This is a genomic window from Streptomyces sp. NPDC107471 (assembly GCF_055582845.1).
In genome coordinates this window covers 100,453-124,764 of sequence record NZ_JBVJPC010000013.1, presented here as the reverse complement: position 1 = coordinate 124,764, position 24,312 = coordinate 100,453, and the positions used below count along the sequence as shown (strand labels likewise).

Here is a 24,312-nt window from a genome sequence, read left to right as displayed (position 1 = left end):
CCGGGATGAGAGTCGCTTGCCTCCGCTTCAGAGGGGCTCAGTCCTCTGAAGCGGAGGCAACTGCGCAGCCAGTGAACTGTGTTGAGCGGCTACCAGCCCACAGCCACCAGGAGCCACTGCGGGTCGCCGTGGGAGATGAAGGAGGACTGGCCCGCCACGTCGTCGTAGGGGAATCCGTAGGCGAGGCGGTTGATGGCGTTGTCGTGCCAGAACTTGGCGTAGTAGTTCGCCGGTGCCGCCTTGTAGAACTGTGCCGGGTCGGACTGCTGGGAGGCCGGCAGGGTGGCCACGTGGCGGTTGAGGGCGGCGCACATGTCGGGGTTGTTCGCGAGGGAGGCGGCGCAGCCGAAGATGTCGGAGGTGGCCGCGCTCACGCCCACGGACTGGGCGTAGGAGGTGAAGTAGTTGGCGTTGGCGCCGCCGGCGCGGAAGCTCGGGTCGCTGCCGGGCGCGATGATCCGGTACGGGGCCTGGGTCTGGGCCAGCACCTTGAACTGGTCCGGAACGGCCGCCGTGAAGCGCTGGAAGGTGGTGGCGCGGTCCTCGGCGAAGGTCTGCCGGTTCTCGCCGACCTCGACGTCGTAGCCGTCCTTGGAGTGCAGACGCATGGCGAGCTTCAATCCGAAGGCGTCGACCCGGGTGGTGTTGCCGTTGAAGACGTTGTTGCCGACGGTGAACTCGATGAAGTCGTAGTAGGGACCGTTCGGTGAGCCGAGGTAGAAGTACATGCGGCCCGCGGAGTTGGCGGGCATGTCGAGGTAGGGCTGCTCGGCGATGGAGTGCGTCTGGCCGTTGAAGCTCCAGTACACCTGGCTGTCGGGGTACTTGCCGTTGGTGCGGTTGAGGATCTTCACCTCGACGGCGTTGCTCGCCGGGGGTATGTCGCTGGTGCTGCCCCAGAAGTCGTCCGGCGGGGTGGTGCCGCCGGGCCCGTAGACCTGGAACTCCCACAGTGAGTAGCCGTACGGGGTGGCGCGCGCGGTGCCGTAGAGGCGGACGTAGCGGCCGCTGCCGGAGACGGTGATGTTCTGGGTGCCACCGGTGGCCGTCGTGGTGGAGTGGACGGTCGTCCAGGTGTTGGCGTCGGTGGAGGTCTGGATCTGGAAGGCGGTCGCGTAGGCGGCCTCCCAGTTGAGACTGACGCGGCTGAGCTGCTGGACGGAGCCGAGGTCGACCCGTATCCATTGCGGGTCGGAGAAGGCGGAGGACCAGCGGGTGCCGGTGTTGCCGTCCACGGCCGCGCTCGCGGGAGTGCCGGCGTTCTCGGTGGACGAGGCGGTGACCGGCCGTCCCTGGGACAGGAGTTGGTCCGCGGCGTGCGCGGGCGCGGGTGCCAGGACGGCGAAGAAGGCGGCGATCAGGGCGACGACCAGGACGAGCGCCGCGCGGGAGCGCGCGATGTCGGACGGGGGTCTGGCGGTGGGGGTGCCGACGATCCTCTGCATGGGGGTCTCCTCAAGCCGGTACGGCATGCGGGGGGATGGAGCGACAGCAGACGTGAGAGCGCTCTCTCGCCCAGGAGTGTTGAGGGCATGTCATCAAGATGTCAAGGGATTCGGCGGGAGTTGAGCCGCAAAGATTTCAACTTCCGAAGGCTTGCCGCCACTTGCAACTCATGAGTTAAATCAAGACGTGAACTAAGCGCCGCCGCGGCGAACGCACCAAGTCCCAGGCCCCTGCCGCCGACGCGCTCCCCGCACCTTCCCGACGCACCCGCAGGAACCCTCATGAGACTCAGATCCCTGGGTGTCGCGCTGGCCGCCACGGCAGCGCTGATCACCCTGCCCACCACCCAACTCCCGGCGGCGGCAGCCGCGTCCGCCGACACGAACCTGTCCCAGGGCAAGACGGCCACGTCCTCCAGCACCGAGAACGCCGGCACTCCCGCGAGCGCCGCCGTGGACGGCAACACCGGCACCCGGTGGTCCTCGGGCTTCTCCGACGACCAGTGGTTGCAGGTCGACCTCGGGTCCACCGCCTCCATCAGCCAGGTCGTCATCAACTGGGAGGGCGCGTACGGCAAGGACTACAAGATCCAGGCCTCGAACGACGGCGGCTCGTGGACCGACCTGCGCTCGGTCACCGGCGGAGACGGCGGAATCGACACCCTCGCCGTCTCCGGTCAAGGCCGGTACGTACGGCTCCAGGGCGTCCACCGCGCCACCCAATGGGGCTACTCCGCATGGGAGTTCCAGGTCTTCGGCACCACGGGCGGCGGCAGCGGACCGATCCAGGGCGGCGGCGACCTCGGCCCGAACGTGATCGTCGTCGACCCGTCCACCCCCAACCTTCAGCAGAAGTTCGACCAGGTCTTCGCCCAGCAGGAGTCGGCGCAGTTCGGCTCAGGGCGCTACCAGTTCCTGCTCAAGCCGGGCACGTACAACGGCATCAACGCCCAACTCGGCTTCTACACCTCGATCTCGGGCCTCGGGCTGAACCCCGACGACACCCAGATCAACGGTGACGTCACCGTCGACGCGGGCTGGTTCAACGGCAACGCCACCCAGAACTTCTGGCGTTCGGCGGAGAACCTCGCCATCAGGCCGTCCAACGGCACCGACCGCTGGGCCGTGGCACAGGCCGCGCCGTTCCGCCGTATGCACATCCAGGGCGGCCTCAACCTGGCGCCGAACGGCTACGGTTGGGCCTCCGGCGGCTACATCGCCGACTCGAAGATCGACGGCACGGTCGGCCCGTACTCCCAGCAGCAGTGGTACACCCGCGACAGTTCCGTCGGCGGCTGGACCAACGGCGTGTGGAACATGACGTTCACCGGAGTGCAGGGCGCGCCCGCCACCAACTTCGACTCGGGCCCGTACACCACGCTCGACACGACGCCCGTCTCCCGCGAGAAGCCGTTCCTCTACCTCGACGGCAACACCTACAAGGTGTTCGTGCCCGCCAAGCGCACCAACGCGCGGGGCGTGTCCTGGCCGGCGAACGCGGGGACCTCGCTCCCGCTCGACCAGTTCTACGTCGTCAAGCCCGGCGCCACCGCCGCCACCATCAACCAGGCGCTGGCCCAGGGCCTCAACCTGCTGTTCACGCCCGGCGTTTACCACCTCGACCGGACCATCGACGTGACGCGGCCCGGCACGGTGGTGCTCGGACTGGGCCTGGCCACGATCGTGCCGGACAACGGCGTCGACGCCATGCACGTGGCCGACGTCAACGGCGTACGCCTCGCCGGTTTCCTCATCGACGCCGGTCGCACCAACTCCGACACGCTGCTGCGGATCGGTGAGCCCGGCGCCTCCGCCGACCACTCGGCCGACCCCACCACCATGCAGGACGTCTTCGTCCGGATCGGCGGGGCGGGCCCCGGGCTCGCGACCAACTCCGTCGTCGTCAACAGCGACGACGTGGTCATCGACCACACCTGGCTCTGGCGCGCCGACCACGGTGACGGCGTCGGCTGGGACAGCAACCGGGCCGACTACGGGCTGAAGGTCAACGGCGACGACGTCCTGGCCACCGGGCTCTTCGTCGAACACTTCAACAAGTACGACGTGCTGTGGAGCGGTGAACGCGGCCGCACGATCTTCTTCCAGAACGAGAAGGCGTACGACGCCCCGAACGCCGCCGCCATCTCCCACGACGGCATCGTCGGCTACGCGGCCTACAAGGTCGCCGACACGGTGACGCAGCACGAGGCATGGGGGCTGGGCAGTTACTGCAACTACACCTCGGACCCGTCCATCGTGCAGCACCACGGCTTCCAGGTCCCTGTCAAATCCGGCATCAAGATGCATGACGTGCTGGTGATCTCGCTGGGCGGCAAGGGCCAGTACGCCCACGTCATCAACGACACCGGGGCGCCCACGTCCGGAACGGACACGGTGCCTTCCAAGATCACGCTGTTCCCGTAACCGACGCGAGCGTGCCACTGCCGGCCCGCCATCGAAGCCTGAACCCAAGGCTTTGGTGGCGGGCCGGCGGCATTCGCTCCACAACCCCGCCGGTCCGCTTCGAAGTCACTGGACCGCCAACCAACCAAGTCACGGGTGCGTAGAGCGGTTGCTCGTAGGTCCGGGGCAGGCCCCTCGCCGGCCGCAGACACTGGCCTGGAGCTTCACCGGCGGACCGCCGAGATCAGTCCGCCCGGGCGCTCCTCGCGCCGGGGTGGGGTGCTGATCGGGCGGCCGTAGGCGGCAGCACACTCGCGCAGGGTGTGGCTGTCGGCCTCCCAGCCGTGCCGGGCCAGCCAGCCCACCGGGTCGTCGGGCATCTCCGAGATCCACAGGGACGCCGCTGATCCCGGCACGGCGTCCGCGCCGAAGCGCTCGATCACGCCCCGCGAGCTCAATGTCAGCCCCATCCGGCTCCCTGCCGCCGACTGCGCGCCGATCCGGCCCAGAAGCAGCTCTACGGCGTCCTCTGGCAGGTAAATCAGCAGTCCCTCGGCGATCCACGCGGTCGGCGCGGTCGGGTCGTGCCCGGCGGCGGCCAACGCGACCGGCCAGTCCCCACGCAGATCCACCGCGACGGTGATCCGTTCGCAGCGCGCGGCGGCTCGCTCCTGGCGCAGCACCGAAGCCTTGAACTCCAACGGGGCGGCGGTGTCGACCTCGAACAGCCGGGTCCCCTCGGGCCAGTCCATCCGGAAGGCCCGGCTGTCCATGCCGGCACCGAGCAGTACGACCTGCCGGACCCCGGCCGCGGAGGCCTGCCGCAGAAGGTCGTCTAGGAACTTCGTCCTGATGACGATGGAGAACGACACGGCCAGCCGGCGGCGTCGCGCTGCCTCGTCATCGGGCGACGTCGGCGAGGAGGGCCACAGTCCGCCGGCGCGGGCGAAGGCCTGTGCCAGGGGGTCGCGGAACAGCGCGTTCTCCCGCTCGGTCTCCAGAGCCCGGACTCTGGCCACCCCCACCGCAGTGGCCCACACTCCCGACGGCCGCACCGGCTCCTGCTCATCAGCCACCGCGCCAGCCTAGATGCCCGATTCCAGGGCCCGGTGAGAGGCCTCGCGTGGGTGGTTGGTGCCGGGGCCCTTCTCGAAAGCAGCCGGGGGCCGCCTTCTGCGCCGCCCGGTGCTCTCGGAGCAAGCCACTACGGGGATGAAGTCGGGCCCCCACGGGCCGCCGCCATCGCGGCGGTTGCGGCCTCGCGTACGGCCCGTATGGCCGGGCGGTCGCGGTGTTCGGCCGGCCAGCCGAGGGCGGACACGGTGGGGGACAGGTCCACCACGTCGACGTAGCGCACGCCTGGGCGGGGGAAGAGGTGCCGGGCCGCGGCGGGCAGGAAGCACATGCCCTGTCCCGTGGCTACCGTGTGCAGCAGTCCCTCCATGTCGGACACGACGGGGCCGTAGCGCACTCGTCTGCCGTCCGGGCGCGGGTCCACCGCCCAGAAGTCCCACCAGACACGGGGCACTTCGGGAGGGACGTCCACGAAGACCCGGTCGCTGAGGTCGGCGAGGGAGATCTCGGACCGTTGTGTCAGCGGGTCGTCGGCGGGCAGGCAGGCGATGCGCGGCTCGGTGGCCAGTTCCAGCAGTTCGACACCTGCGGGCACAGGGGGCCGGAGGAAGGCGACGTCGATGTCGCCGGAGAGCAACCGGACCAGATGCTCGGCGAAGCCGAGGGTGCGGATCTCTACGGTGAGTGCCGGATGCAGGACGCGAAGGTGCTCCAGGACCGCGTGGGTGTAGGGCATGGCGGCCTCGGCGCCGACCGTGCCCACCACCACATGCGCGGAGAGGGTGCGGGCCCACTGGCCGGCGCGACCCCGCAGTCGGCTCATCGCCTCCACCGTCGCCCGCGCCTCCTCGGCCAGGGAACGGCCCGCGTCGGTGAGGGTGACGCTACGGCTGTCGCGGGAGAACAGCGGTACACCCAGCCGCTTCTCCAGGTCCTGGATCTGGCGGCTCAGCGTCGGCTGGGTGATGTGCAACCGCGCGGCGGCCCGACCGAAGTGCAACTCCTCGCTCAGCGCCAGGAAGAGCCGTAGCTGATGCAGGCTCGGCTCCGCCGTTCCCTCCGGATCAGGCACCGCGCACGTCCTTAACCTGCGGCCATAGCGGCCCCTGCATCGATCGAGCCCATATTCTCATCGCTCGCGCCGCATTGGACGGATCTTCTCCATGCCACCCTGGGAAACCGCCGCCGCTCCGCCGGAATGACCACCGGCACGGTCGGCGGGAGCAATTGGCAATCGGGGGAGAAACAGTGCTGCGCATTCACTTCACGGCGGCGGACCTGGCACGCGTACATCTGGCTCGTGAACCGGACCCGGTGTGGGAGACGCTGCTGAGCCTGCACCACATGAGCGAACCGAGGCGGGGCCTGCCCGTCTTCGCGCACTGGCGGCGCACCGCGCGGGCCGGGCTGGTCGCGAAGGGACTGGCAGGACCGGCGAGAATGCTCTCCGTCCTAGCCCCGGCGTCCGCGAGTTACTGGCCCGATTTCCTGACACCCGGCGCCTCGGCCGACGGCCTGGAGGCAGCGGTGGAGGAACTGCGCGCCACCCCGAGGTCACGGCTGCGGCGGGAAGTGGACCGCATGGCGGGCCTCCACAGACTGCCGCGCTGGGCGCACGAACTCGGCGCTGGGGAACGGACGTTGATGGACGAGGTCGCGACGGCGTTCCGGTCGGTGCACCGTACGATCGTGACGCCGGACTGGGCCGGGACGGCCAGGACCACCGAAGCCGACCGGGCCCTGCGGACGCGCACCCTGCGCGATCGCGGAGTCCACGGACTGCTGGACTCCTTCCGCCCGCTGATGGTCTGGCGGCCGCCCGTGCTGCACGTGCGCTATCCGGAGGACCGCGATCTGCACCTCGGCGGACGGGGCGTACGGCTGATCCCCTCGCACTTCTGCTGGAACACGCCCATCGCGCTGGCCGACCCCACCCTGCCGCAGGTCCTCGCCTACCCCGTCGCCCATCCCGCGACCTGGGCGCCGGAGGTCACCCGCGACCGGCGCCCCGAGGCACTGGCCACCTTGATCGGCCGTACCCGCTCCCGGGTACTCGCCTGCCTGGACACCACCGCGACCACCAGTGAGATCGCCCGGCGCCTGGGCATCTCGGCCCCGTCGGCGAGCGAACACGTCGCCGCACTGCGGGAGGTGGACCTCGCGGACAGCCGGCGCGACGGCACCCATGTCGTGCACAGCCTCACCCCGTTGGGTGCCGCACTGCTCAGCGGCGATCTGCCGACGCAACGATCGGCCGGCCTGGACGGCCCCTCACTCCTGAGCCCGGCGCTTCGGCGGTGAAGGTGCGATACCAAGGCCCTGATGACAGCAGCCCCCGCTTATGGTCACGGCCTCGCGGCGCGAACAACTTCCCTTGTTCCAAGATTAGTTGCACCACATGACTGATCCGCTGAGCCCACCGCAGCCGGCGGGCGGTGGGCTCAGCGGACGGATGCGCCGGGTCGGTCAGGTCAGCCAGCTTCCTGAACCGCACTCGGAGGCGGTGACCCAACGGTGGGACCGGATGTGGTCGTTCACGACCTGCCCGGTGTTGGCGAAGTAGTTGTCCGTGAGGTTGTCGGCCCACCTCTCACCCGGAGCGAGGCAGACGTAGCCCTTCGCGTACTGGTAGTCCTTCTCGGCGTAGAAGGCGACGACATCCCTGCCGCCGATGAACCCGCTGTTCATCACCGAGGACGCCAGTATCTGGGACAGTCCCTGGAACCCGCCGGCGTCGTCGCCCCAGAAGCGGTCGTCTCCCTGGTCCTGGCCGAGGAACCCGCCGTCACAGCCGTAGTCCTGCCAGGCCCGTACGTAACCGTCGCGGCCCGGCCACTTGCTTCCGCAGACGTAGTCCTGCGTCCCCGCCGAGGCGGAGGTGGCCGGTGCCATGAGCCCGAGGCCGGCCAGGGCGACGACGAGGGCGGCTGTTCCTGATCTGCGCATGACGTACTCCTTGATGTCCGCCTCTGAGTGAGGCATGTGGTTCCCACGGTCGGGCCGTGGAGGTGAGGGGTGGTCAGACCCGAGGGCCGACGATCTTCCTGGCGCGGTCCAGTGCCTGGTGCTGCAACCGGAAGTACGTGTCGAGGGCGTCGCCGTAGCGGTCGCGTAGCTGGGCGACGTAGTGGCGCTCGCGCTCCTCGCCGATGGAGCGGAGGTCGGTGTTCCGGACGCAGGTCGCGTCGGCCACGGCGAGCTTCCGCTCGGCCTCGAAGACCTTGGGCTCCGCCGCTCGGTCGGACCGCGCGGTCGCCGCCTGGCGGGCGGCCCCGGGGTCCTTGTAGTCGTAGCCCGCCTTCTTCATGCAGTGCGACCAGGCGTCCTGGGCTGCCGAGAAGCGCTGGTCGGCCAGCACCTTGGGGACGTAGAGCGACCGCAGGTGCCCGGAGGTCTTCTCGGCGCGGAACCATGTACGGGGATCCCCGTACAGCTTCTTCTCGGAGTCGGCCACACAGCCGCCCATCTGCTTGCTCACGGTCCCGCCGCCGGGGATGTCGACGGAGATCACGGGCACGTCGAGCCCGCCGTCCAGCGCCTTGTCGTAGGCCTGGCGCCGTTCTACGGACAGGGTCTTGCGGTAGGCGAGGTTGGGGTTGGCGGCGCGGGTGGCGGCGTCCTTGGCCCGGAGGCGGCTGCCGTAGCCGTACTCGCGGGCCCAGTCGACGTCGTCCAGTACGTAGCCCAGCGTGCGGCTCTCCGCCAGGCTGAGCCGCTCGGCCTCCCAGAACCTGAAACCCTGGCTTCTCATGCACGTGCCGATCAGCCGTTGCTGGGCGTCCGAGATCCGCAGTTGTTCGGCGTCCGTCAGGGGAGCGGTCTCGGTGGCCGGCAGGCCCACCGTGTGACGTGGGGTCTCCTCGGTGCCGGCACAGCCGGTAACAGCGGCCGACACGAGGAACAGGCCGATCACAGCCTTGCGCATGACGTCCTCTCGTCTGGGGGGGCGGGGTTTCTGTGCGGCTGCCGACGGGTGTCGGCGGCCAGTGGTTGTCCATCTGCGGTCGACTCGGGTGCGGACCTGCTCCTGTGGGACGGGACGAGACGGGACGAGATGGGACGCGAAGAAGACGGTGTGACGTCACCGGCGCTGCGCGTCACAAGGGTGTCCGCGGTCAGGAAGGCTGACCAACACCTTTCGGCGACAGCCGAAAAGGGGAGGCCAGGCGGAGGGCTTGCCGGCGGTGGACACACCGGTAAGACGTGCTGGCAGTGTGGGGGTGTGAACCCGTGCCGACGTGGCACCGCCGGCACCACCAGGAGGAACCAGTGTCATCCCCGGAACTGCTCACCCCTGAGGACAAACTCGCCGATGCGAAGAGGCTGTTGAGCCTGCCGCTGATCGTCGTGATCTGCGGGTCCACCCGCTTCATGGCGGAGATGAACGAAGCCGATCTGCGCGAGACCGAGGCGGGAAGGATCGTGGTCAAGCCGGGCTGCGATTTGAAGTCGCCGCACGCACTCTGGTCGGATCCGGTTGAGGCCAAGGCGCTGAAGGTTCGACTCGACGATCTGCACCGGGTGAAGATTCGGCTCGCTGATGAAGTGCTCGTCATCGGCGACTACATCGGGGACAGCACCCGCGCCGAGATCGCCTACGCCCGGTCGTTGGGCAAGCCTGTGCGGTTCACGCACCCCGAGGTCGACCCCGACGCCTGACCGGCTGCTGCCCACAGGTGGCCCAGCGTGATCGTGCATGCGCCATTGTCACGAGGAGAACCGCTCCGGGCCGAAGTCCGCCAGCAACTCGTCTTTCGTCCCGCTGAGGATCTCCGAGGCGAGGAGCCGGCCGATGATCGGGCCGAGCGTGATGCCGCTGTGGGAAACGGCCTCGTAGTAGCCCGGCACGGACGGTACCGCTCCCACCGAGGGGAAGCCGTCTGCCGGGATGGGCCGGTGGGCCACGCGTGTCTCCGCGATCCTGGAGTCACCGAGTTCCGGAACGACCTGCCGCGCCAAGTCATGCTGGCTGGCCGCGAGTTGTGCCGGAGCTTTGCCGATGTCGATAAGTGCGTCGATCTCGCGGCTGTGGAGGACCATCGATCCCTGCCCGTCCGGGCGGATCTCGATGTGAGGCGCGTGCAAGGGCCGGCGGACCGGGACCCGAGCACAGTCGATCCGTGTGATGAGGCCGGGTTCCCGGCGCATCGGCAAGTGCCGTCCGAGGAGCTCGGCTATGAGTGCGGCGCTGGGGCCCGCGGCGTTCACGACGATGTCGACGTCGAGGCGGTTGCCGTCGGACAGAGAAACGGTCCGGACGCTTCCGTCGGCGCCGACGCCGATGTCGCGGACTGCGGTACCGGCACGGAGTTCGGCGCCGGATGCCACAGCCTGGTCGACCAGGCGGCCGACGAGATGACGGCCGTGCACCCAGGCCTCGTCGGGGTAGAACGCGACTGGGACGTCGTCGGGTATCGGAACATCGGGCTCGAGGTGCCGGCGCACCTCGGCTCCGCTGTACATCTCGACCCGGTAGTCCCAGCCAGTCAGCAGTTCGGCTGTCTCCAGGGTCCTCGCCTGCGCTTCGGGGTCGTCCGACCAACGCAGGTGACCGTTGGGATACCACCACGAGTCCGGCCCGATGGTCTCAGCGAGCTCACGGTGGGCTGCTATGCCGGCGACGTTCAGGTCGAAGTAGGACTTGCGAACCGTCTTGTTGCTCGCATTGACCCACGAGAAAGTCCAGTTGGTGACGCCTTCGCCCGGCTGGCCCGCGTCGATGAGGACCACATCGGCACCCTGCCGGGACAGATTCCAGCCGACGCAGGCTCCGAGGATGCCCACTCCGATGACAGCAACACGACGGGGCCGCTGCACGGACTTGATCCCCACGAAGGCCTCCCCGGACGATGGGCGAACTTCCGTTGCCAGTATGGGAGCACCGGCCAGCCGCTGCGCACAACGTGAAGCGCCGACTGGTGTACTCACTCCAGCCGGCGCCCCCGTGCCCCGCGCTACCGCGAGCTCAACTGACGCTGCTCAGTCGGTGTGTCCCCGTACGCCGTCATCCCTTCACGAGGCGCCCCAGCGCGGGTCGCGGCCGAGGTAACGCAGGAGCACTGCCACATCGTCGTCGCCTTGCTCCGGGGCCAAGGCCGCGGCGTACGCGCCGTACTGACGCAGCGGCTCTACGATGTCCCTGGCGACCTTGAGGAGAGGGCGCGCCAACTCCGGTGTGAGCGGCGACGGTTGGCCCGTGGCCAGGGCGATGTCCCAGGCGTGGACCGCCGCGTCCAGCCCGCACGCGGCCGAGCCGGACCACGGGGACAACTTGTGCGGCGGCACCGGTGTCGGCACCTCGGCGGTGTCCCGGTCGACCCCCGCCCAAGCCTTCGCCGCTCGTGTCAGGGCGTCCTCCAGGAACGCCGTCGGGTCCACCCCCTCCATCTCGCCCGACGGCTCGAACGGGTTGAAGTCAGGGCCGGGTTCGCCGGTGAGTGCGGCGGCGAACCCGATCTGGTCGCCGACGGCGTGCTGCAAGACCTGGGCAACGGTCCACTGCGTGCAGGGCGTCGGCAGGTCCCACCCGTCGGCGGGCACGGCGTGGACCGTCGTGCGCAGTGCTTCGTGGGAGGCGTCCAGGACGTCCCAACCGCTCGAGGTCATGTCATAGCTCATCGCAAATCCCCCATTGGTGATGCCATCACAGAGAAGAAGAGTCAGTCACGCGTCCACATTCGGCAAGGGACCGCGGTGGGGGAGGCGCGGCCCGCAGGCACCTGGCTCCTTACACCCGCACCAGCGCCTGACCCTCACGGCTGAGCGTTTCCGAAAGTTCCGCTAGCATACGATATGGATAATTTTGGGCTGGTGCCCCAAAAAGGATGAACATCCTTCGGAGCGGCTCATGTCCCGCAAGGGCCCCGGATACGACGGCGACGAGCTGCTGGCCAGACTCGGCTCGCTGACTTCGCGGGCGCGCGAGTACGCGGAGCTGCAGCGCTCCCAGGTCGAGCTGGCCATCGCGCTGCAGCGCGGCATGCTGCCCGCGGAGATGCCCACGGCGCCCCGCTACCACCTGGCCGTGCGCTACGCACCGGCCTGCCACGGCCTCAACGTGGGCGGGGACTGGTACGACGCCTTCCACCTGCCGGACGGCCGGATCGGGCTGTCCATCGGGGACGTCCAGGGCCACAACATCGAGGCCGCCGCCTTCATGGGCCAGGTACGCGTCGGCCTGCGCGCCCTCGCCTCCGTGACGAGCGAGCCCGGCGAACTTCTCGCGCGGACGAACGACCTCCTCCTGTCCCTCGGCACGGATCTGTTCGCCACCTGCACCTTCCTGCGCCTCGACCCGGCCACCGGTGTGCTGGAGAGCGCCCGGGCCGGGCACATCCCCTTCGTCTGGGCTACGGCGGACGGCAGGAGCGGTGTCGGCGGCGACGAGGGCGGCCCGCCGCTGGGTGTCGCGGCCGGCGTGACCTATCCCGTCACCTGTTTCCGGCTCACCACGGGCGGCGTTTTCGTCCTGCTCACGGACGGTGTGGTGGAGGGGCCGTCCATGGAGGTCGGCCAAGGCCTGGACCAGGTCGTGCGGCTCGCCGGCATCGCCGCCGTGGCGGGCATGGACGCCGGCGCGCTCGCCACCGCGGTGATGCGCGGCGCGGACCAGGTGGGACACGAGGACGACGCCGCCGTACTCGTCGTCGGCTACGAAGGGGCCGAAACCCAGCCGGAGGGGGCCATGCGGCCGCTCCCGCCTCGCCGGGACGGCGACCCCGGTGTCTGATGGCAGGTGTGGTGGGTAACGAGAGTCTGCGCCGGAACGGCGTCTTCGCCCTCCAGACGCTGGCGGTCACCGGCTGCTACTACGCCGCGGGACGACTCGGACTCCTGTGGAACCTGGCGGTCGAAGGCGCGGTGTTCACCCCCATCTGGCCGCCGACCGGTATCGCGGTGGCCAGCCTGCTGATCTTCGGGCTGCGCGTCTGGCCCGGCATCGCCCTCGGTGTCCTGCTCGTCATCCTCCACCTCACCTCGCTCAGGCCCGAGGTCCTCGGCAACCTGGCCGGCAACACGGCGGCGCCCGTCTGCGCGTACCTCATGCTGCGTGCCGTGGGTTTCCGGACCGACCTGAGCCGGTTGCGGGACGGCCTGGCCCTGGTGGTCCTCGGGGCCCTGACCAGCATGCTGATCAGCGCCACGGTGGGCGTCGGCATGCTCGTGCTCGCGGACCGGCTGCACACCCACAGCTTCTGGGGGGTGTGGCTGGCCTGGTGGGTGGGCGACGCGATGGGCGTCCTGATCGTCACTCCGCTTCTGCTGTGGCTCTACGAGGCGCGGTGGCCCCCACGTCTGTCCCGTTGGCCCGAGGCGGCGGCGCTGGTCGCCGTCACCTGCGGTGTCGTGCCGCTGATCACCCACAGCAGCCTCAGTGTGCTGTTCCTCATCTACCCCCTGCTGATCTGGGCTGCCCTCCGCTTCCAGCTCGTAGGCAGCATGCTCTGCGCCCTCGTCACGTCCGTCATCGCCACCGTCGCCGCCACGCAGGAAGCGGGCCCCTTCAAAGGCCTGTCCCGTATCGAGGTGATGATCAAACTGCAGGCGTTCAACGGCACCATCGCCCTGACCGCGCTGCTGCTCTCCGCCGTGATCACCGAGCAGCGCAACACCCGACGCTCCGTGGAACAGGCCTGCCAGGAGCTTGTCGCGGTCCTCGAACACCTCACGGCGGGGGATGCGCCACGGGGGCGGTCGAAGCAGTCGAAAGGGGAGGCCGACGGCGTGCCCGGGCCGGAGGAGAAGGGGCGGTGACAGGGAACGCATCCGAGCAGCGCTTCTGTGCCGAAGCAATGGTAAGGAGGCGCATGCCGGCCTCAGCACGAGCCCCTCGCGTCACACCGGGCGATCACGTCCCGGCCGGAGAGGAACGGAGGACCTGCGATGACCAGGAAGAGCAAGGGCCGGAGCAAGAAGCTCAGCCGGGGTGACGAGGTCACCTGGGAGAGCCACGGCAGCACCGCCGAAGGCAAGGTCGTCCGCAAGGTCACCCGGCGTACCGAGGCCGCGGGCCGCACCGTGGACGCCTCACCGGACGAACCGCAGTACGAGGTGCGCAGCGACAAGTCCGGCAACACGGCGGTCCACAAGCCGTCCGCGTTGCGCAAGAAGTGAGCGGGCCGGATGCAGACCTTCCTGCCCCATCCGGACTTCCATCGGACCGCTCTGCTGCTGGACAGGCGCCGGCTGGGCAAGCAGCGGGTCGAGGCCCTGCAGGTCCTGCGCGGACTGACGGTGCCCGGGTACGGCTGGCGTCGGCATCCGGCCGTACGGATGTGGGCGGGGTACGAGGAGGCACTCGTACGGTACGGCCTGGAGATCTGCCGGGTCTGGCGCGAACAGGGGCATCAGGATAGCTGCGCCGCCTCGCTGGTGGCCGGTCTGGCAGCCTTGCGCCCCGGCTCCCCGGTACGCGACCAGGCGGCGCTGGCGGCCGCGGGCGAACTGCCGCCGTGGCACGGCGACGAGGCCTTCCACGAAAGCCACCGCTCGGCGCTGGTCCGCAAGGACCCGGAGGTGTACGCCGAGCTGTTTCCCGGCGTACCCGACGATCTTCCCTATGTGTGGCCCGGGTCCGACAGGGAGGGACAGCCGTGCTGACGGCGGTCCGGGGCCCGACGATCCGTGAGGCCCCGGCACGCCGGTAGGGAGTGTTCAGTTGGCGGGGACGTTGTCCTGGAACGTGGTGCCCGCGCTGCGGTACGCCCCCACCTTGGAGGCGACCTGTGCAGGGGTGAGGACCTGGTCCTTGACGTGCAGGACGTAGTCGACCTGCTCGTCGTAGGCCCGCGGGGTGCTGCTGGTCAGCCCGCCGAAGTCGATCAGCCACTGGTTGAAGTTGATGGACATGGGCCGTTCCGGCAGGTACGCGGCGTCATGGGTGCCGAAGAGTTGGCCGTCGACGTAGTACTTGATGCTGCTGTTGTCGATGGTCAGCACCAGGTCGTGCCAGCCGGTGTAGCTCTGGCGGCTCTCGCTGTGCTGGTTGACCGCCACCCAGGGATCGGCCTGGTAGGTCTCCCAGGACGTGGTGTAGAGGATGTTGGAGGGCTCGCCCCAGCCGCCGTTGGGCAGGTACTCGAAGTCGTACTCGGCGTAGTCGTCCGCCATGGGCGCCTTGAGGTCGTTGATCGTGAAGAAGGTCTGGACGAGGTGGTCGCCGTCCGGCCCGGACTTGGGCGCGTCGTTGAACTTCACGCGGGCCGCGTACGTCCCGTTCTTGAACTTCATCGACTTGGTGAGGATCTCGGTCTGCTCGGTGCTCGCTCCGGTGCCGGCGGTCGAGGTCTCCAGGTTCATGATGGAGTTGCCGCTGACGGTGGAGAAGGTGACGTTCTCGGGAGCCCAGGTGGCGCCGGAGACGCCGGGGCCACCGGAGTTGGAGCGCACGTTCCAGCCGTTCGCCGAGATCCTCGGGTCGGTGTGGCCGGTGTAGTTGAAGTCGTCGAACAGGGTGGCGCCGCCGGTCGGGGGGTCGGTGGGCGGATCGGTGGGCGGGTTCGTCGGGTCGTTGCCCGCGGGGGCCTGGCCCCAGAGCGTGGTGCCGGCCAGTTGGGCGGTGACCTTGGACCAGTCGGCGTACGAGGTCTGGGAGGCGCCGAAGGAGTAGTCGTCGCTCTGCTTCAGCGGAGCCCACGTCGACTGGTAGAAGCGCAGTTGCATGTCGCCGGTGTCGGCGCCGGGCGCGAGGGAGCCGGCTCCGGAGGTGAAGCCGATCTCCAGGTAACGGTCCGCCGTGGCGGTGGGGTTGGCGAGTGTGCCGAAGGTGCCGGTGATGTTGGCGCAGCCCTTGACGGCCCAGGAACAGGCGAAGCGGTAGGTCGCGTTCGCCGAGTCCGCCTTGAAGTAGTAGCGGAGCTTGACGCCTTGCAGGGAGACGCTGTTGGTGCCGGTGTTGCGCACCTTGAACCACGGTTCCGCCTGATCGGCACTGGCTCCCGAGGCGCTGGTCCGGTACTGGACGCTCAGGCCGTCGGCGGCCGCGTTCGCGGTGGCCGGGAGTGCGGTGAGCGCGGCGGCGCCCATGCCGACCGCGACGGCGGCGGCCGCGGCGGCGCGCAACCGGTTCGTTGTGAATCTCATCGTTGTTCCCTCCAGAAAGGTGGGGGTGATTCCCGGAACGGGACAGGGTGTGCGTCAGGGGTGGTGCGGGATGCCGAGCGCGTCGAGTCGTGCCGTGTGGTCGTCGAGACGGGACTGGAAGTCGGTCCAGTCGGCCGGTCCGCCCCAGCCGCGGTCGGCGAGGGCGCACAGGCGCGGGTAGGTCAGGTACTCGATGTGCGCGGGGTTGGTGACGAACTCGGTCCATAGCTGGGCCTGCGTGCCGAGCACCCGCCCGGCCGCCTCGGCGTCCGCCTCCGCCGGGACGGGGTCGTGGGCGTGCACGGTGTGCAGATCCACGACGACCCCGGGCTGGGCCGGCGGCTCGTGGGGAGCGTCGGAGCGGGCGTAGTCGAGATAGGTGGCCCGGTGGTACGCGTTGACCACGGGGTGGCCGCGTCGGGCGGCCGCCAGGGTGTGGGCGTCGTCGCGCCAGGTCATCACGGTGAAGTCCAGGGGCAGTTCGGCATCGGGTTCGGCCCAGGCGACCGGGCGCCGTCCGTTGCGGACGAGATAGTCGCCGATCTGCGCGAGGAACCAGCCGTGCAGGGACTGGGCGTCCGGCAGACCTTCGGTCGCCAAGCGGCGCCGCGCGCCGGCGCTGTGGTTCCACTCGGCTGTGGGGCACTCCTCGCCGCCGATGTGGATGTACGGCGAGGGGAAGACGTCCATGACCTCGTCGAGGACGGTGCGGCAGAAGTCGAGGGCTTGGTCGTGGACACCGAGGACGGTGTCGCACACGCCCCAGCGTGTCCAGACGTCGAGGGTGCGCTCAGGGTGGTTGCCGAGTGAGGGATAGGCGGCGAGCGCGGCGCGTACATGGCCGGGCATCTCGATCTCCGGCAGGACGGTGACTCCGCGGGCGGCCGCGCACCGGACCAGGTCGGCGAGTTCGGACCGGGTGTAGGACCCGCCGTGCGGGGTGCCGTCGTACGGTCCGGTCCCGGCCGGGCCCTGCTGGGTCTCGGCACGGTGGCCGCCGATCTCGGTGAGCTTGGGGTAGGCGGCGACCGGCATGCGCCACCCCTGGTCGTCGGTGAGGTGCAGGTGGAACACGCTGATCTTGTGCAGCGCCAGCAGGTCGACGTAGCGGCGCAGGTAGGACACGGGCTGGAAGTGCCGGGCCACGTCGAGCATCGCGCCGCGCCAGGGGTGCTGAGGGAGGTCGATGATGTCGGCGCAGGGCAGGGTCCACGCGGTGTCGGTCTGCGCGGTCTCGGACAGGGCCTGCGCGGGCAGGAGTTGACGGATCGTCTGGACGCCGCGCAGCAGGCCGGTGGGGTGCGCGGCACGCAGCAGTACGGCGTCGGGGTGCACGGTGAGCGCGTATCCCTCGTCACCGAGGTGGCCCTGAGCGGGATCGAGGGCGAGGGTGAAGGTTCCGTCGGGGGAGGGGCGCAGAGGCAGCCCGGTGGCGGGGGCGAGCAGGGAGCGCAGCAGGTCGGCGGCCGGTTCGGTGCCTTCGCCGAGACGGACAGTGGTGTGGTCGTCGAGCGTGAAACGGCCGGGTGGGAAGGCGGCTGCGGTGGGGCGGGGGATGAGGGCGGGCATGCGTCGCCTCCAAGACGGAGTGGCCGGGGTAGGCGGGGCGGCACTTGACTGCACCGGCCCGCGAGCCGGAGGGGACGTGGTGGCGCAGCGGTGTTCAGACGGGCGAACGTCGTGTGCGGGTGAGATCTCTGAGTCGAAGCCGGCGGAGCTGCACGGTTTCACCTCCGGGGGACACCATCTGGCCACCTGACCAGTTCGAGTCACTGGTCAGTTCACCTGGTGAGGTGAGGAAGAAGGTGGCATAGACCAATTGCGTCGTCAACCCCCGTTGCAGACACGGGTTTTGCGGCACGGGGCAGCGCATACGCTGACAACCACCGCCGATCTGCGGCTACACTTCGCTCGCGGAGAAGGTGACACAGGTTCTTTACCACTGGTCAACTGGTCAGGCGGAGGGCTGAGCGTCGAGGGCGGGCTCGGGACTCAGGCGAGGGGGACGTATGAAGGCCGACGCACCTGGTGCGGTGCTCAAGCGCGAGCGAGTCCGCGACTTCCTCCTCGACCTCGTGGAGTCCCACCGTCCCGGAGACGCCATCCCCTCCGAGCGTGCCCTGTGCGTCCAGTTGGAAGTGTCCCGCCCGACCCTGCGTGCGGCGGTGGACGAACTCGTCGCCGCGGGCCTGCTGGTACGCGAACACGGCCGGGGCATGTTCGTCGCCCCCGAGAAGATCACTCAGGAGCTCGTCTCCACCGAGCAGTCCATGACCGTGCCGCAGGCCGCGGGCGCCTGGTCGAGCCGCCTGCTGGAGTTCGTCACCATCCCGGCCGGCGCCCGCGTGGGCCGCAAGCTGCGGATCTCCCCCGCTGCCGAGATCGTGTACGTGGCGCGCCTGCGCCTGGTCGACGGCGCCCCGATGGCCATTGAGCACCTGCACATCAAGGCCGAACTGGTCCCCGCCCTGTCCGCGGAGGAACTGGAGGCCGGCGACCTCTACGAGCACCTGCGCCGGCAGCACGGCGTGCACGTCCGGGAGGCCGTACAGGCGATCGAGCCGACCGTGGTCACCCGTGCCGAAGCGGAACTGCTCGATGTGCCCGAGCTGTCCCCGGCACTGCTCTTCGAGCGGCTCACCTCCGACACCAGAGGCCAGCCCGTCGAATACGTCCATTCCATCTACCGTGGTGACCGCTACCGGATCGTCTCCCGGCTCACCCTCGGTCCGACGGCCGCCGCATCACCCGACCGGCTCGGACACCACCCCGGCATCCCGCCCGGCGACTTCGCCCACCGGGACGCCATCGCGTCCTCGACACGGGGGGACATCCAGGCAGGGCCGTGAGGTGGTGCGGCCAGTCCGGTGAAGTGCTCTTGCAGCCCAGGTGGGTTGGACAGCCGTGGTACAGGTCCCTCATGTCGTCAGAGTGCGCGTCCGGGCTCAACTCCCGCCGGGAGCCCATGGATTCCGGGGGCGGTGACGGAGCCGTCGTCGATCATTGCCGGGCAGATCCCCCAGTCGGCGGCTATGCGCATCACGTCATGTTCGGTCGGCATGGCGTCGTGCCAGGCGTCCCATTCGGCGTCTCCCCAGTCCTGCCGGACCACTTCGCGCCCGACCAGTCCGACACCGAGCTCCCTTTCGACGGCGGTGGGTTCTCCGTGGCGCAATGGAACCTCGCCGCTCATCCCGATGTAGCAGTAGGCGCGGGTCAGTTCACCGGATTCGACCTTGGCCCAGGCGTGGTACTCGCCGATACGGTCGGTGCAGAAGTACTGGAGGTCCCCGACGCGCGCGGCCAGCGTCCGCAGCCAAGTGGAGAAGTCCGGGCTCGTGGGGTCGACGCTGTGCGTCAGATGGATCCTGCCGTGGGCGAGTGTCCACCCGGGGACGGGTCTGGCCACGAAGACGCCCTGCCGGTAGGCGAGTTCGGTGCCCGCTGCCCAGTCGATGCGCTGTCGGTGCCGGAGGTCGAGGGCATCCGCCAGGTCTTCCGGACCGGCGTCGCGCACCGCCAGCCATGACGTCTTGAAGCCGAAGGACATGAACCCTCCCACCGTGGTTTCCGCGGACCGTGCGGATCGTCGCAGAAGGCACTGACAACGACGGTGTCCGCGCCCACTGCGGTGTTGCCAGGTCCACCCCCGCCCGGGTGCTGGGCCGCTGGTTGGCCCGGCGGGCGGCCCATAGCGTCGAAGCATGACGGATGCCACGAACGAACAACGAACGGGAACCAGCCGGCGGACGGCGCTGCGCGGACTTGGACTGGCGCTGGGAGGCACGGCCCTGGCCGCTGGGCCCGGCGCCTCACGAGCGGCGGCGGGGACGCGTCGCGGGCCCACCACCTACGTGCTGGTGCACGGTACCCACAGCGCCGGCGCGTTCTGGACACCGATCGCGCGGGAGCTGACGCTGCGCGGGCACCGCGCCGTGACGGTGGACCAGCCGCACCACGGCGCGGAGGCCTTCGTCCCGGAGTCGTATCAGCGGCAGGACCTCGCGGCGATGGCGGTCGAGCCGTCCCCGCTGAAGGGTCTCGGGCTGGACGCCTACGAGGCGCGCGTCACGGGGATCGTGCGACACGCGGCACGGAACGGCCCGGTGGTGCTGGTCGGGCACAGCCTGGGTGGCGTAACAGTCAGCCGTGTCGGCAACGCCGTACCCCAACTGCTGCACCACATCTGCTACATGGCGGCCTTCTGCCCCAGCCGCGCCCTGCCCACAGCGGACGCCTGCACGGCGGCACCCGAGAACGCCGACGCGGTCAGCCCGGTTGAGCTGACAGTCGGTGACCCGGAACAACTCGGCGTGCTGCGGCTGAACTTCCGGACAGGAGACCGGCGTGCGCTGGCCCTTCTGAAGGAGATGATCTGCGCGGACTACCCCGACGCCGACTTCCGTCGGATATTGGCCGGCATGCAGACCGACGAACCCATCACCGCGTACGCGGGCCGAGCGGTCGGCCGGGCCGACGCATGGGGACGCGTTCCCCGCACCTACCTGCGCTTCGGTGCCGACCGGACGATCGCCACCGCGCTCCAGGACAGGATGATCGCGGAGGCCGACGCCCTCACACCCGGCAACCGCTTCCACGTGCACGACTTCCCCGAGGTGTCACATGTGGGCCCCCTGGACCCGGTCCCGATCGCGAACGTCCTGGAGACACTGGCGGCGTAGGAGCAGCGTCTGGCGACGCTGGTTGCGGCGGGAGCGATCCCTTCCGTTGGGACCCAACCCCCCTGCGCGCAGCGCTTGCTGATACAGAAGGGATGCCCCACCGGATCGGTGAGGACCCGGGCCCGATCCCCATGTGGCTGATGCTCCGGCTCGCCGGCCCCCAGCTCCAGCAGCCGGGCCTCGGCCACGGTCAGGTCCTCTTCCACCTTGAAGCAGATGTGAAGTTGCTGGGGAACGATCTGGTCAGGCCAGCTCGGAGCGCGGTAGTCCTCGACCCGCTGAAACCGAGCAAGAGCCCGTGCTCGCCGTTGAGGCCCGCGAAGTCGGCGTCCGACTTCGGATGCGGCGCAAGTCCGGTGGCCTGCTGATAGAAGGCGGCCAGAGCAAGGGGATCGGGGCAGTCGAGCGTTATCGCGGCCAACTTCATCTGCGGGGACATGGGGCCTCCACCCAAATCGGCGTTGCTCTTCGGTCACCGTCGCAGCGCTTCCGAGCCTGACCCTTTTTGGGCGCCTACCACGTGAAGATGCTCTGGTTCTGCGGTGCTGCAGACGTTGCCAGGTGTGGACGTGCCGATTGCCCTCCACCTGACGGTTATGACATCTCACCGTCGAAGCACTGATAGTTCGAGCGGTTGGCATAGAGTCTATGAATGCCATCTTTTCGCGCGCTGGAATGCCTCGTCGCTGTCGCGGACACTGGATCGATCACCCAGGCCGCATTGCTGCTGCACTCCTCGCAACCCGCCGTGTCCCACCAGATCGCCTCACTGGAGCGGGAGACCCGCACGGCCCTGCTGCGGCGCGAGGCACGGGGGGTCAAGCTCACGGCCGCGGGGCGGGTCGCGGTCGCGGACGCGCGGCGGGCGGTCGAGGCAGCTACCGCCGCCGTACGGTCGGCGCGCGCGGTGGGAGAAGCCGGGGGCGGGTCGCTGCGCATCGGTTGCGCCCAGAGCCTCACCGTCGCCTTGCTCGCCCCGGTCCTTCGCGACTGGCGCCGACGCCACCCGGAAGTGACCATCGCTCTGCATGAACTCACCGTCATGGACGAGGCGCTGAGGCTGATCGAATCCGACGATGTCGACGTCGCGGTGCTGCCGGACCCCCCGTCCGACCGCTTCCAGGTCACTGCCGTTGCCGAGGAGGAGATCGTGCTGGCCGCACCCACCGGCCACCCTCTGGCCCAGCGGGCGGCACTGCGGATCCAAGACCTGGATGGCGCGCCACTCGTGCACTTCACAGCGGACAACGCCCTCAGCGCATGGCTCGACCAGTCGTTCGCCCGGTCCGGAGTCCACCCGGAGGCGGTCATGCGGACGGCCGTTACTGCTACGGCTCCTCAACTCGCCGCCGCCGGGCTGGGCGTCGCGGTCTGCCCGGTGAGTGCGGTCAGTGCGGGCTTTCCAGGTGCGGTCCGGCCCTTCTCACCACGGTGGACCCGGCAGTTGATGGCAGTGACCTCCGCCGGACCCGATCCGCTCGTCGCACGCTTCATCTCAGGGCTGCGACGTCATGGAGTGCGAGTTCCCCGCAGCGTACAGACGCAGCTCGACGCAGGAGTCGTGGACGCGGGCGACTGATCCGGACACCCTGAGAAGTCGGCAGAACCCGAGGCGCGGCTCGTCGTGACGTCGTTGTCTTGCGGTCGGCCGAAGGCGCGCAGACAGTGGCGGGCGCTCTCGATCGACCAAGCAGACACGGAATCCTGGTGGTCCTGGAGTTGCGACGCTTTGTGGTCCCCGGAGAGACCTGTACCACCGTCCCGCCGTCATGGCTGACCACACCGTTCGATCTGGTGCCGACCCCGGCGACGGGTCCGTTCACGCGCGTCCACGCCATGCGGATCTGCCTCCCGCAGCCCGCAGTTGGCCCGCCATGGCGCGGCCGATCGGTGGCGCTGCGGGTGCCTGTCCCGTCCGCAGGCGGTTGCTGACAGGTTCGACGGCAGAGGGGGCCGATCCTCCCTCGCGAGGGACCCGCGGTAGCGAACCTGGTCCTCGACGAAGCTGAGATCGAGAACCCGGTCGACTTCAGCAGGACGGCGTTACCCCCAGCCGCCTGCACCTGCCCCGACGCCGACCTGCGTCGGTTGGAAGGACGCTGACCCGGCTCGCTCACGGTGGGCCGTGCCGCGGAGCCGCAATGGGCGAGGTGCCCTCCCAGCGGTACGGCCCGTGGGGACGATCAGGAGCCATCCATATTTTCTTTGGAAGGCCGTCGACTCATGAATGACTCCGAGGGAACAGCGGGCAGCCCCTGATCGCTGCACACCACATGGCTCCGCCCGCAACGGGTGGAAGCGTCACACATGAGGAAGGAGGCTCCCATGGCGCAGGCATTCGTCACGGGTGGCTCGGGTTTCATCGGACAGGCCCTGATCCGTCGACTTGTCGCAGAAGGTCATGCGGTCCGCGCACTGGTCCGCAGCTCAGCGGCGGCCGACAAGGTCGCGGCCCTCGGCGCTCAGCCGGTGCAGGGGGAACTGACGGAGTCGGCTAGCTGGCAGGACGCGGTAGTAGGCAGTGAGGTGATGTTCCACCTCGCCGCCGAGACGGACATCACCGCCGACCGCGAGCGCCACGAGAGGGTCACGGTCGGTGGCACTCGAGCGGCGGTGGAAGCAGCCCGTGCCGCGGGGGTCGCCACCTTCGTCCATTGCGGCAGCGAGGCCGCGCTCCTGGCCGGCGAACCGCTACTGGACGCGGACGAGACCGCTCCGCTGCGGCCGGACTCCGAAGCCCCGTACTGCGCGGCCAAGGCTGTGTCCGAGCAGATCGTGCTGGACGCCGACGCACCGGGCTTCACCACCGTGTCCATACGGCCTCGGTTTGTCTGGGGCCCTGACAGCAGCCTGACCGAGGGGCTGGCGGCTGCGGCCAAGGCCGGGCAGTTTGCCTGGATCGACGGCGGCCGGCACATCACCGATGTGACATACGTGGACAACGCCGTCGAGGGCTTGATACTCGGATGGCAGCACGGCCGGCCGGGTCAGGCGTACTTCGTCACCGACCAGCACCGAGTCGTCCTGCGGGACTTCCTGGAGACAGCTTTCTCCCTCTATGGCGTAGAGGCGGCGATCCCGAACATGGACGCCGACACCGCCGCCCGTGTGGTGCCGGTACCCGCCCGATGGTTCGTAGGACAGCCGTGCACGCTGCGCACCGACAAGGCTGTGACCGAACTGGGGTACCGGCCCGTCGTCCCCCACGCCGTCGGCCTCGCCGCCGTGAAGGAAGCGCTCGCCCTCGACGCTACGTGACGGCCTCACCGGGCTGCACCCTGACCGTGGTGTCCGCCCTGCGAAGGCGCTGGAGCCGGTGCAGGGTGGGTGAACGGGCGGCCACCACCACATCCGGGCGGGCAAGCAGGGCCAGCAGCTCAGCTCGCCCGCCCGGCAATACGGCTGCGTAGGTGAGACCGGAAGGCACCTGTAGGCGGCTTCGGAGTGCGGTCCGGGCTCTGGAGTCCAGCCAGTCCGTACAGGTGGGCGTGGCGGATCGGGCAGCCCGGTCGCGGCCGCGGAAGGCAGCAGCAGCGCGGTCTCCCGCAGACCGCCGCCGAAGGAGACCCAAGGGCGAGTTCGTCGGTCGCATCTCGGTCCTGCATGCCCGTGGGGGACGACAGGAG

The 24,312-nt window shown here is 69.5% G+C and carries 21 protein-coding genes and 1 pseudogene; 11 read left to right on the top strand and 11 right to left on the bottom strand.

Features of this window, described 5'->3' with window-relative positions; all coding sequences use genetic code 11:
* Positions 1 to 89: 89 nt before the first annotated feature.
* Complete coding sequence (locus ACZ66S_RS34685; protein ID WP_469905527.1) at positions 90 to 1,445, bottom strand: beta-1,3-glucanase family protein; 1,356 nt, start codon at positions 1,443 to 1,445, stop codon at positions 90 to 92.
* Positions 1,446 to 1,727: 282 nt separating this feature from the next.
* Here ACZ66S_RS34685 and ACZ66S_RS34680 point away from each other — a divergent pair, with 282 nt between their 5' ends.
* Positions 1,728 to 3,869, top strand: coding sequence for a discoidin domain-containing protein (locus ACZ66S_RS34680; RefSeq protein ID WP_469905526.1), 2,142 nt, complete (start codon positions 1,728 to 1,730; stop codon positions 3,867 to 3,869).
* Positions 3,870 to 4,072: 203 nt separating this feature from the next.
* On the opposite strand, the gene ACZ66S_RS34675 is transcribed toward ACZ66S_RS34680, so the two are convergent.
* Positions 4,073 to 4,888, bottom strand: a complete 816-nt coding sequence (locus ACZ66S_RS34675) for a class I SAM-dependent methyltransferase (RefSeq protein ID WP_469905623.1) — start codon at positions 4,886 to 4,888, stop codon at positions 4,073 to 4,075.
* 164 nt (positions 4,889 to 5,052) lie between these two features.
* Positions 5,053 to 5,994 (bottom strand): LysR family transcriptional regulator, encoded by a 942-nt coding sequence (locus ACZ66S_RS34670; protein WP_469905525.1) that lies wholly within the window; start codon positions 5,992 to 5,994, stop codon positions 5,053 to 5,055.
* Positions 5,995 to 6,170: 176 nt separating this feature from the next.
* Here ACZ66S_RS34670 and ACZ66S_RS34665 point away from each other — a divergent pair, with 176 nt between their 5' ends.
* The gene (locus ACZ66S_RS34665; RefSeq protein ID WP_469905524.1) at positions 6,171 to 7,223 is read left to right on the top strand and encodes an ArsR/SmtB family transcription factor; all 1,053 of its coding nucleotides are present in this window, start codon (positions 6,171 to 6,173) and stop codon (positions 7,221 to 7,223) included.
* A 165-nt stretch (positions 7,224 to 7,388) separates the two neighbouring features.
* Here ACZ66S_RS34665 and ACZ66S_RS34660 read toward each other — a convergent pair whose 3' ends face one another.
* Positions 7,389 to 7,904, bottom strand: coding sequence for a hypothetical protein (locus ACZ66S_RS34660; protein ID WP_469905523.1), 516 nt, complete (start codon positions 7,902 to 7,904; stop codon positions 7,389 to 7,391).
* A 37-nt stretch (positions 7,905 to 7,941) separates the two neighbouring features.
* Positions 7,942 to 8,847 (bottom strand): hypothetical protein, encoded by a 906-nt coding sequence (locus tag ACZ66S_RS34655; RefSeq protein ID WP_469905522.1) that lies wholly within the window; start codon positions 8,845 to 8,847, stop codon positions 7,942 to 7,944.
* A 344-nt stretch (positions 8,848 to 9,191) separates the two neighbouring features.
* Between ACZ66S_RS34655 and ACZ66S_RS34650 the strand changes: the two genes are divergently transcribed.
* Positions 9,192 to 9,581, top strand: a complete 390-nt coding sequence (locus ACZ66S_RS34650) for a hypothetical protein (RefSeq protein ID WP_469905521.1) — start codon at positions 9,192 to 9,194, stop codon at positions 9,579 to 9,581.
* 48 nt (positions 9,582 to 9,629) lie between these two features.
* Here ACZ66S_RS34650 and ACZ66S_RS34645 read toward each other — a convergent pair whose 3' ends face one another.
* Complete coding sequence (locus ACZ66S_RS34645) at positions 9,630 to 10,754, bottom strand: NAD(P)/FAD-dependent oxidoreductase (RefSeq protein ID WP_469905520.1); 1,125 nt, start codon at positions 10,752 to 10,754, stop codon at positions 9,630 to 9,632.
* A 180-nt stretch (positions 10,755 to 10,934) separates the two neighbouring features.
* Positions 10,935 to 11,528 (bottom strand): TIGR03086 family metal-binding protein, encoded by a 594-nt coding sequence (locus ACZ66S_RS34640; RefSeq protein ID WP_469905519.1) that lies wholly within the window; start codon positions 11,526 to 11,528, stop codon positions 10,935 to 10,937.
* Positions 11,529 to 11,769: 241 nt separating this feature from the next.
* Here ACZ66S_RS34640 and ACZ66S_RS34635 point away from each other — a divergent pair, with 241 nt between their 5' ends.
* The 4 genes from ACZ66S_RS34635 to ACZ66S_RS34620 all read left to right on the top strand — a co-directional run bounded on the left by ACZ66S_RS34635 (position 11,770) and on the right by ACZ66S_RS34620 (position 14,522).
* Entirely contained in the window at positions 11,770 to 12,651 is an 882-nt protein-coding gene (locus ACZ66S_RS34635) for a PP2C family protein-serine/threonine phosphatase (protein WP_469905518.1), read from the top strand.
* A gap of 8 nt (positions 12,652 to 12,659) precedes the next feature.
* Positions 12,660 to 13,676 carry an MASE1 domain-containing protein gene (locus ACZ66S_RS34630; RefSeq protein ID WP_469905517.1) on the top strand — a complete coding sequence of 339 codons (1,017 nt, stop codon included), beginning with the start codon at positions 12,660 to 12,662 and terminating at the stop codon, positions 13,674 to 13,676.
* 129 nt (positions 13,677 to 13,805) lie between these two features.
* Entirely contained in the window at positions 13,806 to 14,036 is a 231-nt protein-coding gene (locus ACZ66S_RS34625; RefSeq protein ID WP_469905516.1) for a hypervirulence associated TUDOR domain-containing protein, read from the top strand.
* A gap of 9 nt (positions 14,037 to 14,045) precedes the next feature.
* Positions 14,046 to 14,522 (top strand): MSMEG_6728 family protein, encoded by a 477-nt coding sequence (locus tag ACZ66S_RS34620; RefSeq protein ID WP_469905515.1) that lies wholly within the window; start codon positions 14,046 to 14,048, stop codon positions 14,520 to 14,522.
* A 54-nt stretch (positions 14,523 to 14,576) separates the two neighbouring features.
* On the opposite strand, the gene ACZ66S_RS34615 is transcribed toward ACZ66S_RS34620, so the two are convergent.
* On the bottom strand, positions 14,577 to 16,004 hold the full coding sequence (locus ACZ66S_RS34615; RefSeq protein WP_469905514.1) for a cellulose binding domain-containing protein: 1,428 nt from the start codon (positions 16,002 to 16,004) through the stop codon (positions 14,577 to 14,579).
* 54 nt (positions 16,005 to 16,058) lie between these two features.
* Positions 16,059 to 17,573: a beta-N-acetylhexosaminidase gene (locus ACZ66S_RS34610; RefSeq protein ID WP_469905513.1), complete on the bottom strand. Its 1,515-nt coding sequence runs from the start codon at positions 17,571 to 17,573 to the stop codon at positions 16,059 to 16,061.
* Positions 17,574 to 18,013: 440 nt separating this feature from the next.
* Here ACZ66S_RS34610 and ACZ66S_RS34605 point away from each other — a divergent pair, with 440 nt between their 5' ends.
* Positions 18,014 to 18,853, top strand: coding sequence for a GntR family transcriptional regulator (locus tag ACZ66S_RS34605; protein WP_469905512.1), 840 nt, complete (start codon positions 18,014 to 18,016; stop codon positions 18,851 to 18,853).
* A gap of 77 nt (positions 18,854 to 18,930) precedes the next feature.
* Here the strand turns inward: ACZ66S_RS34605 and ACZ66S_RS34600 are convergent, their stop codons facing one another.
* A complete protein-coding gene (locus tag ACZ66S_RS34600; RefSeq protein WP_469905511.1) occupies positions 18,931 to 19,554 on the bottom strand; it encodes a hypothetical protein in 624 nt (207 codons plus the stop codon).
* A 304-nt stretch (positions 19,555 to 19,858) separates the two neighbouring features.
* Here ACZ66S_RS34600 and ACZ66S_RS34595 point away from each other — a divergent pair, with 304 nt between their 5' ends.
* Positions 19,859 to 20,686, top strand: a complete 828-nt coding sequence (locus tag ACZ66S_RS34595; RefSeq protein ID WP_469905622.1) for an alpha/beta hydrolase — start codon at positions 19,859 to 19,861, stop codon at positions 20,684 to 20,686.
* A 92-nt stretch (positions 20,687 to 20,778) separates the two neighbouring features.
* Here the strand turns inward: ACZ66S_RS34595 and ACZ66S_RS34590 are convergent.
* Positions 20,779 to 21,113: pseudogene (locus tag ACZ66S_RS34590) on the bottom strand (VOC family protein); the annotation flags it as partial.
* 225 nt (positions 21,114 to 21,338) lie between these two features.
* On the opposite strand from ACZ66S_RS34590, the gene ACZ66S_RS34585 reads away from it, so the two are divergent.
* Both ACZ66S_RS34585 and ACZ66S_RS34580 read left to right on the top strand, forming a co-directional pair.
* Positions 21,339 to 22,265: a LysR family transcriptional regulator gene (locus ACZ66S_RS34585; RefSeq protein ID WP_469905510.1), complete on the top strand. Its 927-nt coding sequence runs from the start codon at positions 21,339 to 21,341 to the stop codon at positions 22,263 to 22,265.
* A 746-nt stretch (positions 22,266 to 23,011) separates the two neighbouring features.
* Positions 23,012 to 23,944, top strand: a complete 933-nt coding sequence (locus tag ACZ66S_RS34580; RefSeq protein ID WP_469905509.1) for an NAD-dependent epimerase/dehydratase family protein — start codon at positions 23,012 to 23,014, stop codon at positions 23,942 to 23,944.
* The last annotated feature ends 368 nt before the right edge of the window (positions 23,945 to 24,312 follow it).

Coding starts and splice junctions, on each gene's coding strand:
- ACZ66S_RS34685 (WP_469905527.1), bottom strand. CDS start 1,445: ATGCAGAGGATCGTCGGCACCCCCACCGCCAGACCCCCGTCCGACATC.
- ACZ66S_RS34680 (WP_469905526.1), top strand. CDS start 1,728: ATGAGACTCAGATCCCTGGGTGTCGCGCTGGCCGCCACGGCAGCGCTG.
- ACZ66S_RS34660 (WP_469905523.1), bottom strand. CDS start 7,904: ATGCCTCACTCAGAGGCGGACATCAAGGAGTACGTCATGCGCAGATCA.
- ACZ66S_RS34655 (WP_469905522.1), bottom strand. CDS start 8,847: ATGCGCAAGGCTGTGATCGGCCTGTTCCTCGTGTCGGCCGCTGTTACC.
- ACZ66S_RS34640 (WP_469905519.1), bottom strand. CDS start 11,528: ATGACCTCGAGCGGTTGGGACGTCCTGGACGCCTCCCACGAAGCACTG.
- ACZ66S_RS34635 (WP_469905518.1), top strand. CDS start 11,770: ATGTCCCGCAAGGGCCCCGGATACGACGGCGACGAGCTGCTGGCCAGA.
- ACZ66S_RS34625 (WP_469905516.1), top strand. CDS start 13,806: ATGACCAGGAAGAGCAAGGGCCGGAGCAAGAAGCTCAGCCGGGGTGAC.
- ACZ66S_RS34620 (WP_469905515.1), top strand. CDS start 14,046: ATGCAGACCTTCCTGCCCCATCCGGACTTCCATCGGACCGCTCTGCTG.
- ACZ66S_RS34615 (WP_469905514.1), bottom strand. CDS start 16,004: ATGAGATTCACAACGAACCGGTTGCGCGCCGCCGCGGCCGCCGCCGTC.
- ACZ66S_RS34610 (WP_469905513.1), bottom strand. CDS start 17,573: ATGCCCGCCCTCATCCCCCGCCCCACCGCAGCCGCCTTCCCACCCGGC.
- ACZ66S_RS34605 (WP_469905512.1), top strand. CDS start 18,014: ATGAAGGCCGACGCACCTGGTGCGGTGCTCAAGCGCGAGCGAGTCCGC.
- ACZ66S_RS34600 (WP_469905511.1), bottom strand. CDS start 19,554: ATGTCCTTCGGCTTCAAGACGTCATGGCTGGCGGTGCGCGACGCCGGT.
- ACZ66S_RS34585 (WP_469905510.1), top strand. CDS start 21,339: ATGCCATCTTTTCGCGCGCTGGAATGCCTCGTCGCTGTCGCGGACACT.
- ACZ66S_RS34580 (WP_469905509.1), top strand. CDS start 23,012: ATGGCGCAGGCATTCGTCACGGGTGGCTCGGGTTTCATCGGACAGGCC.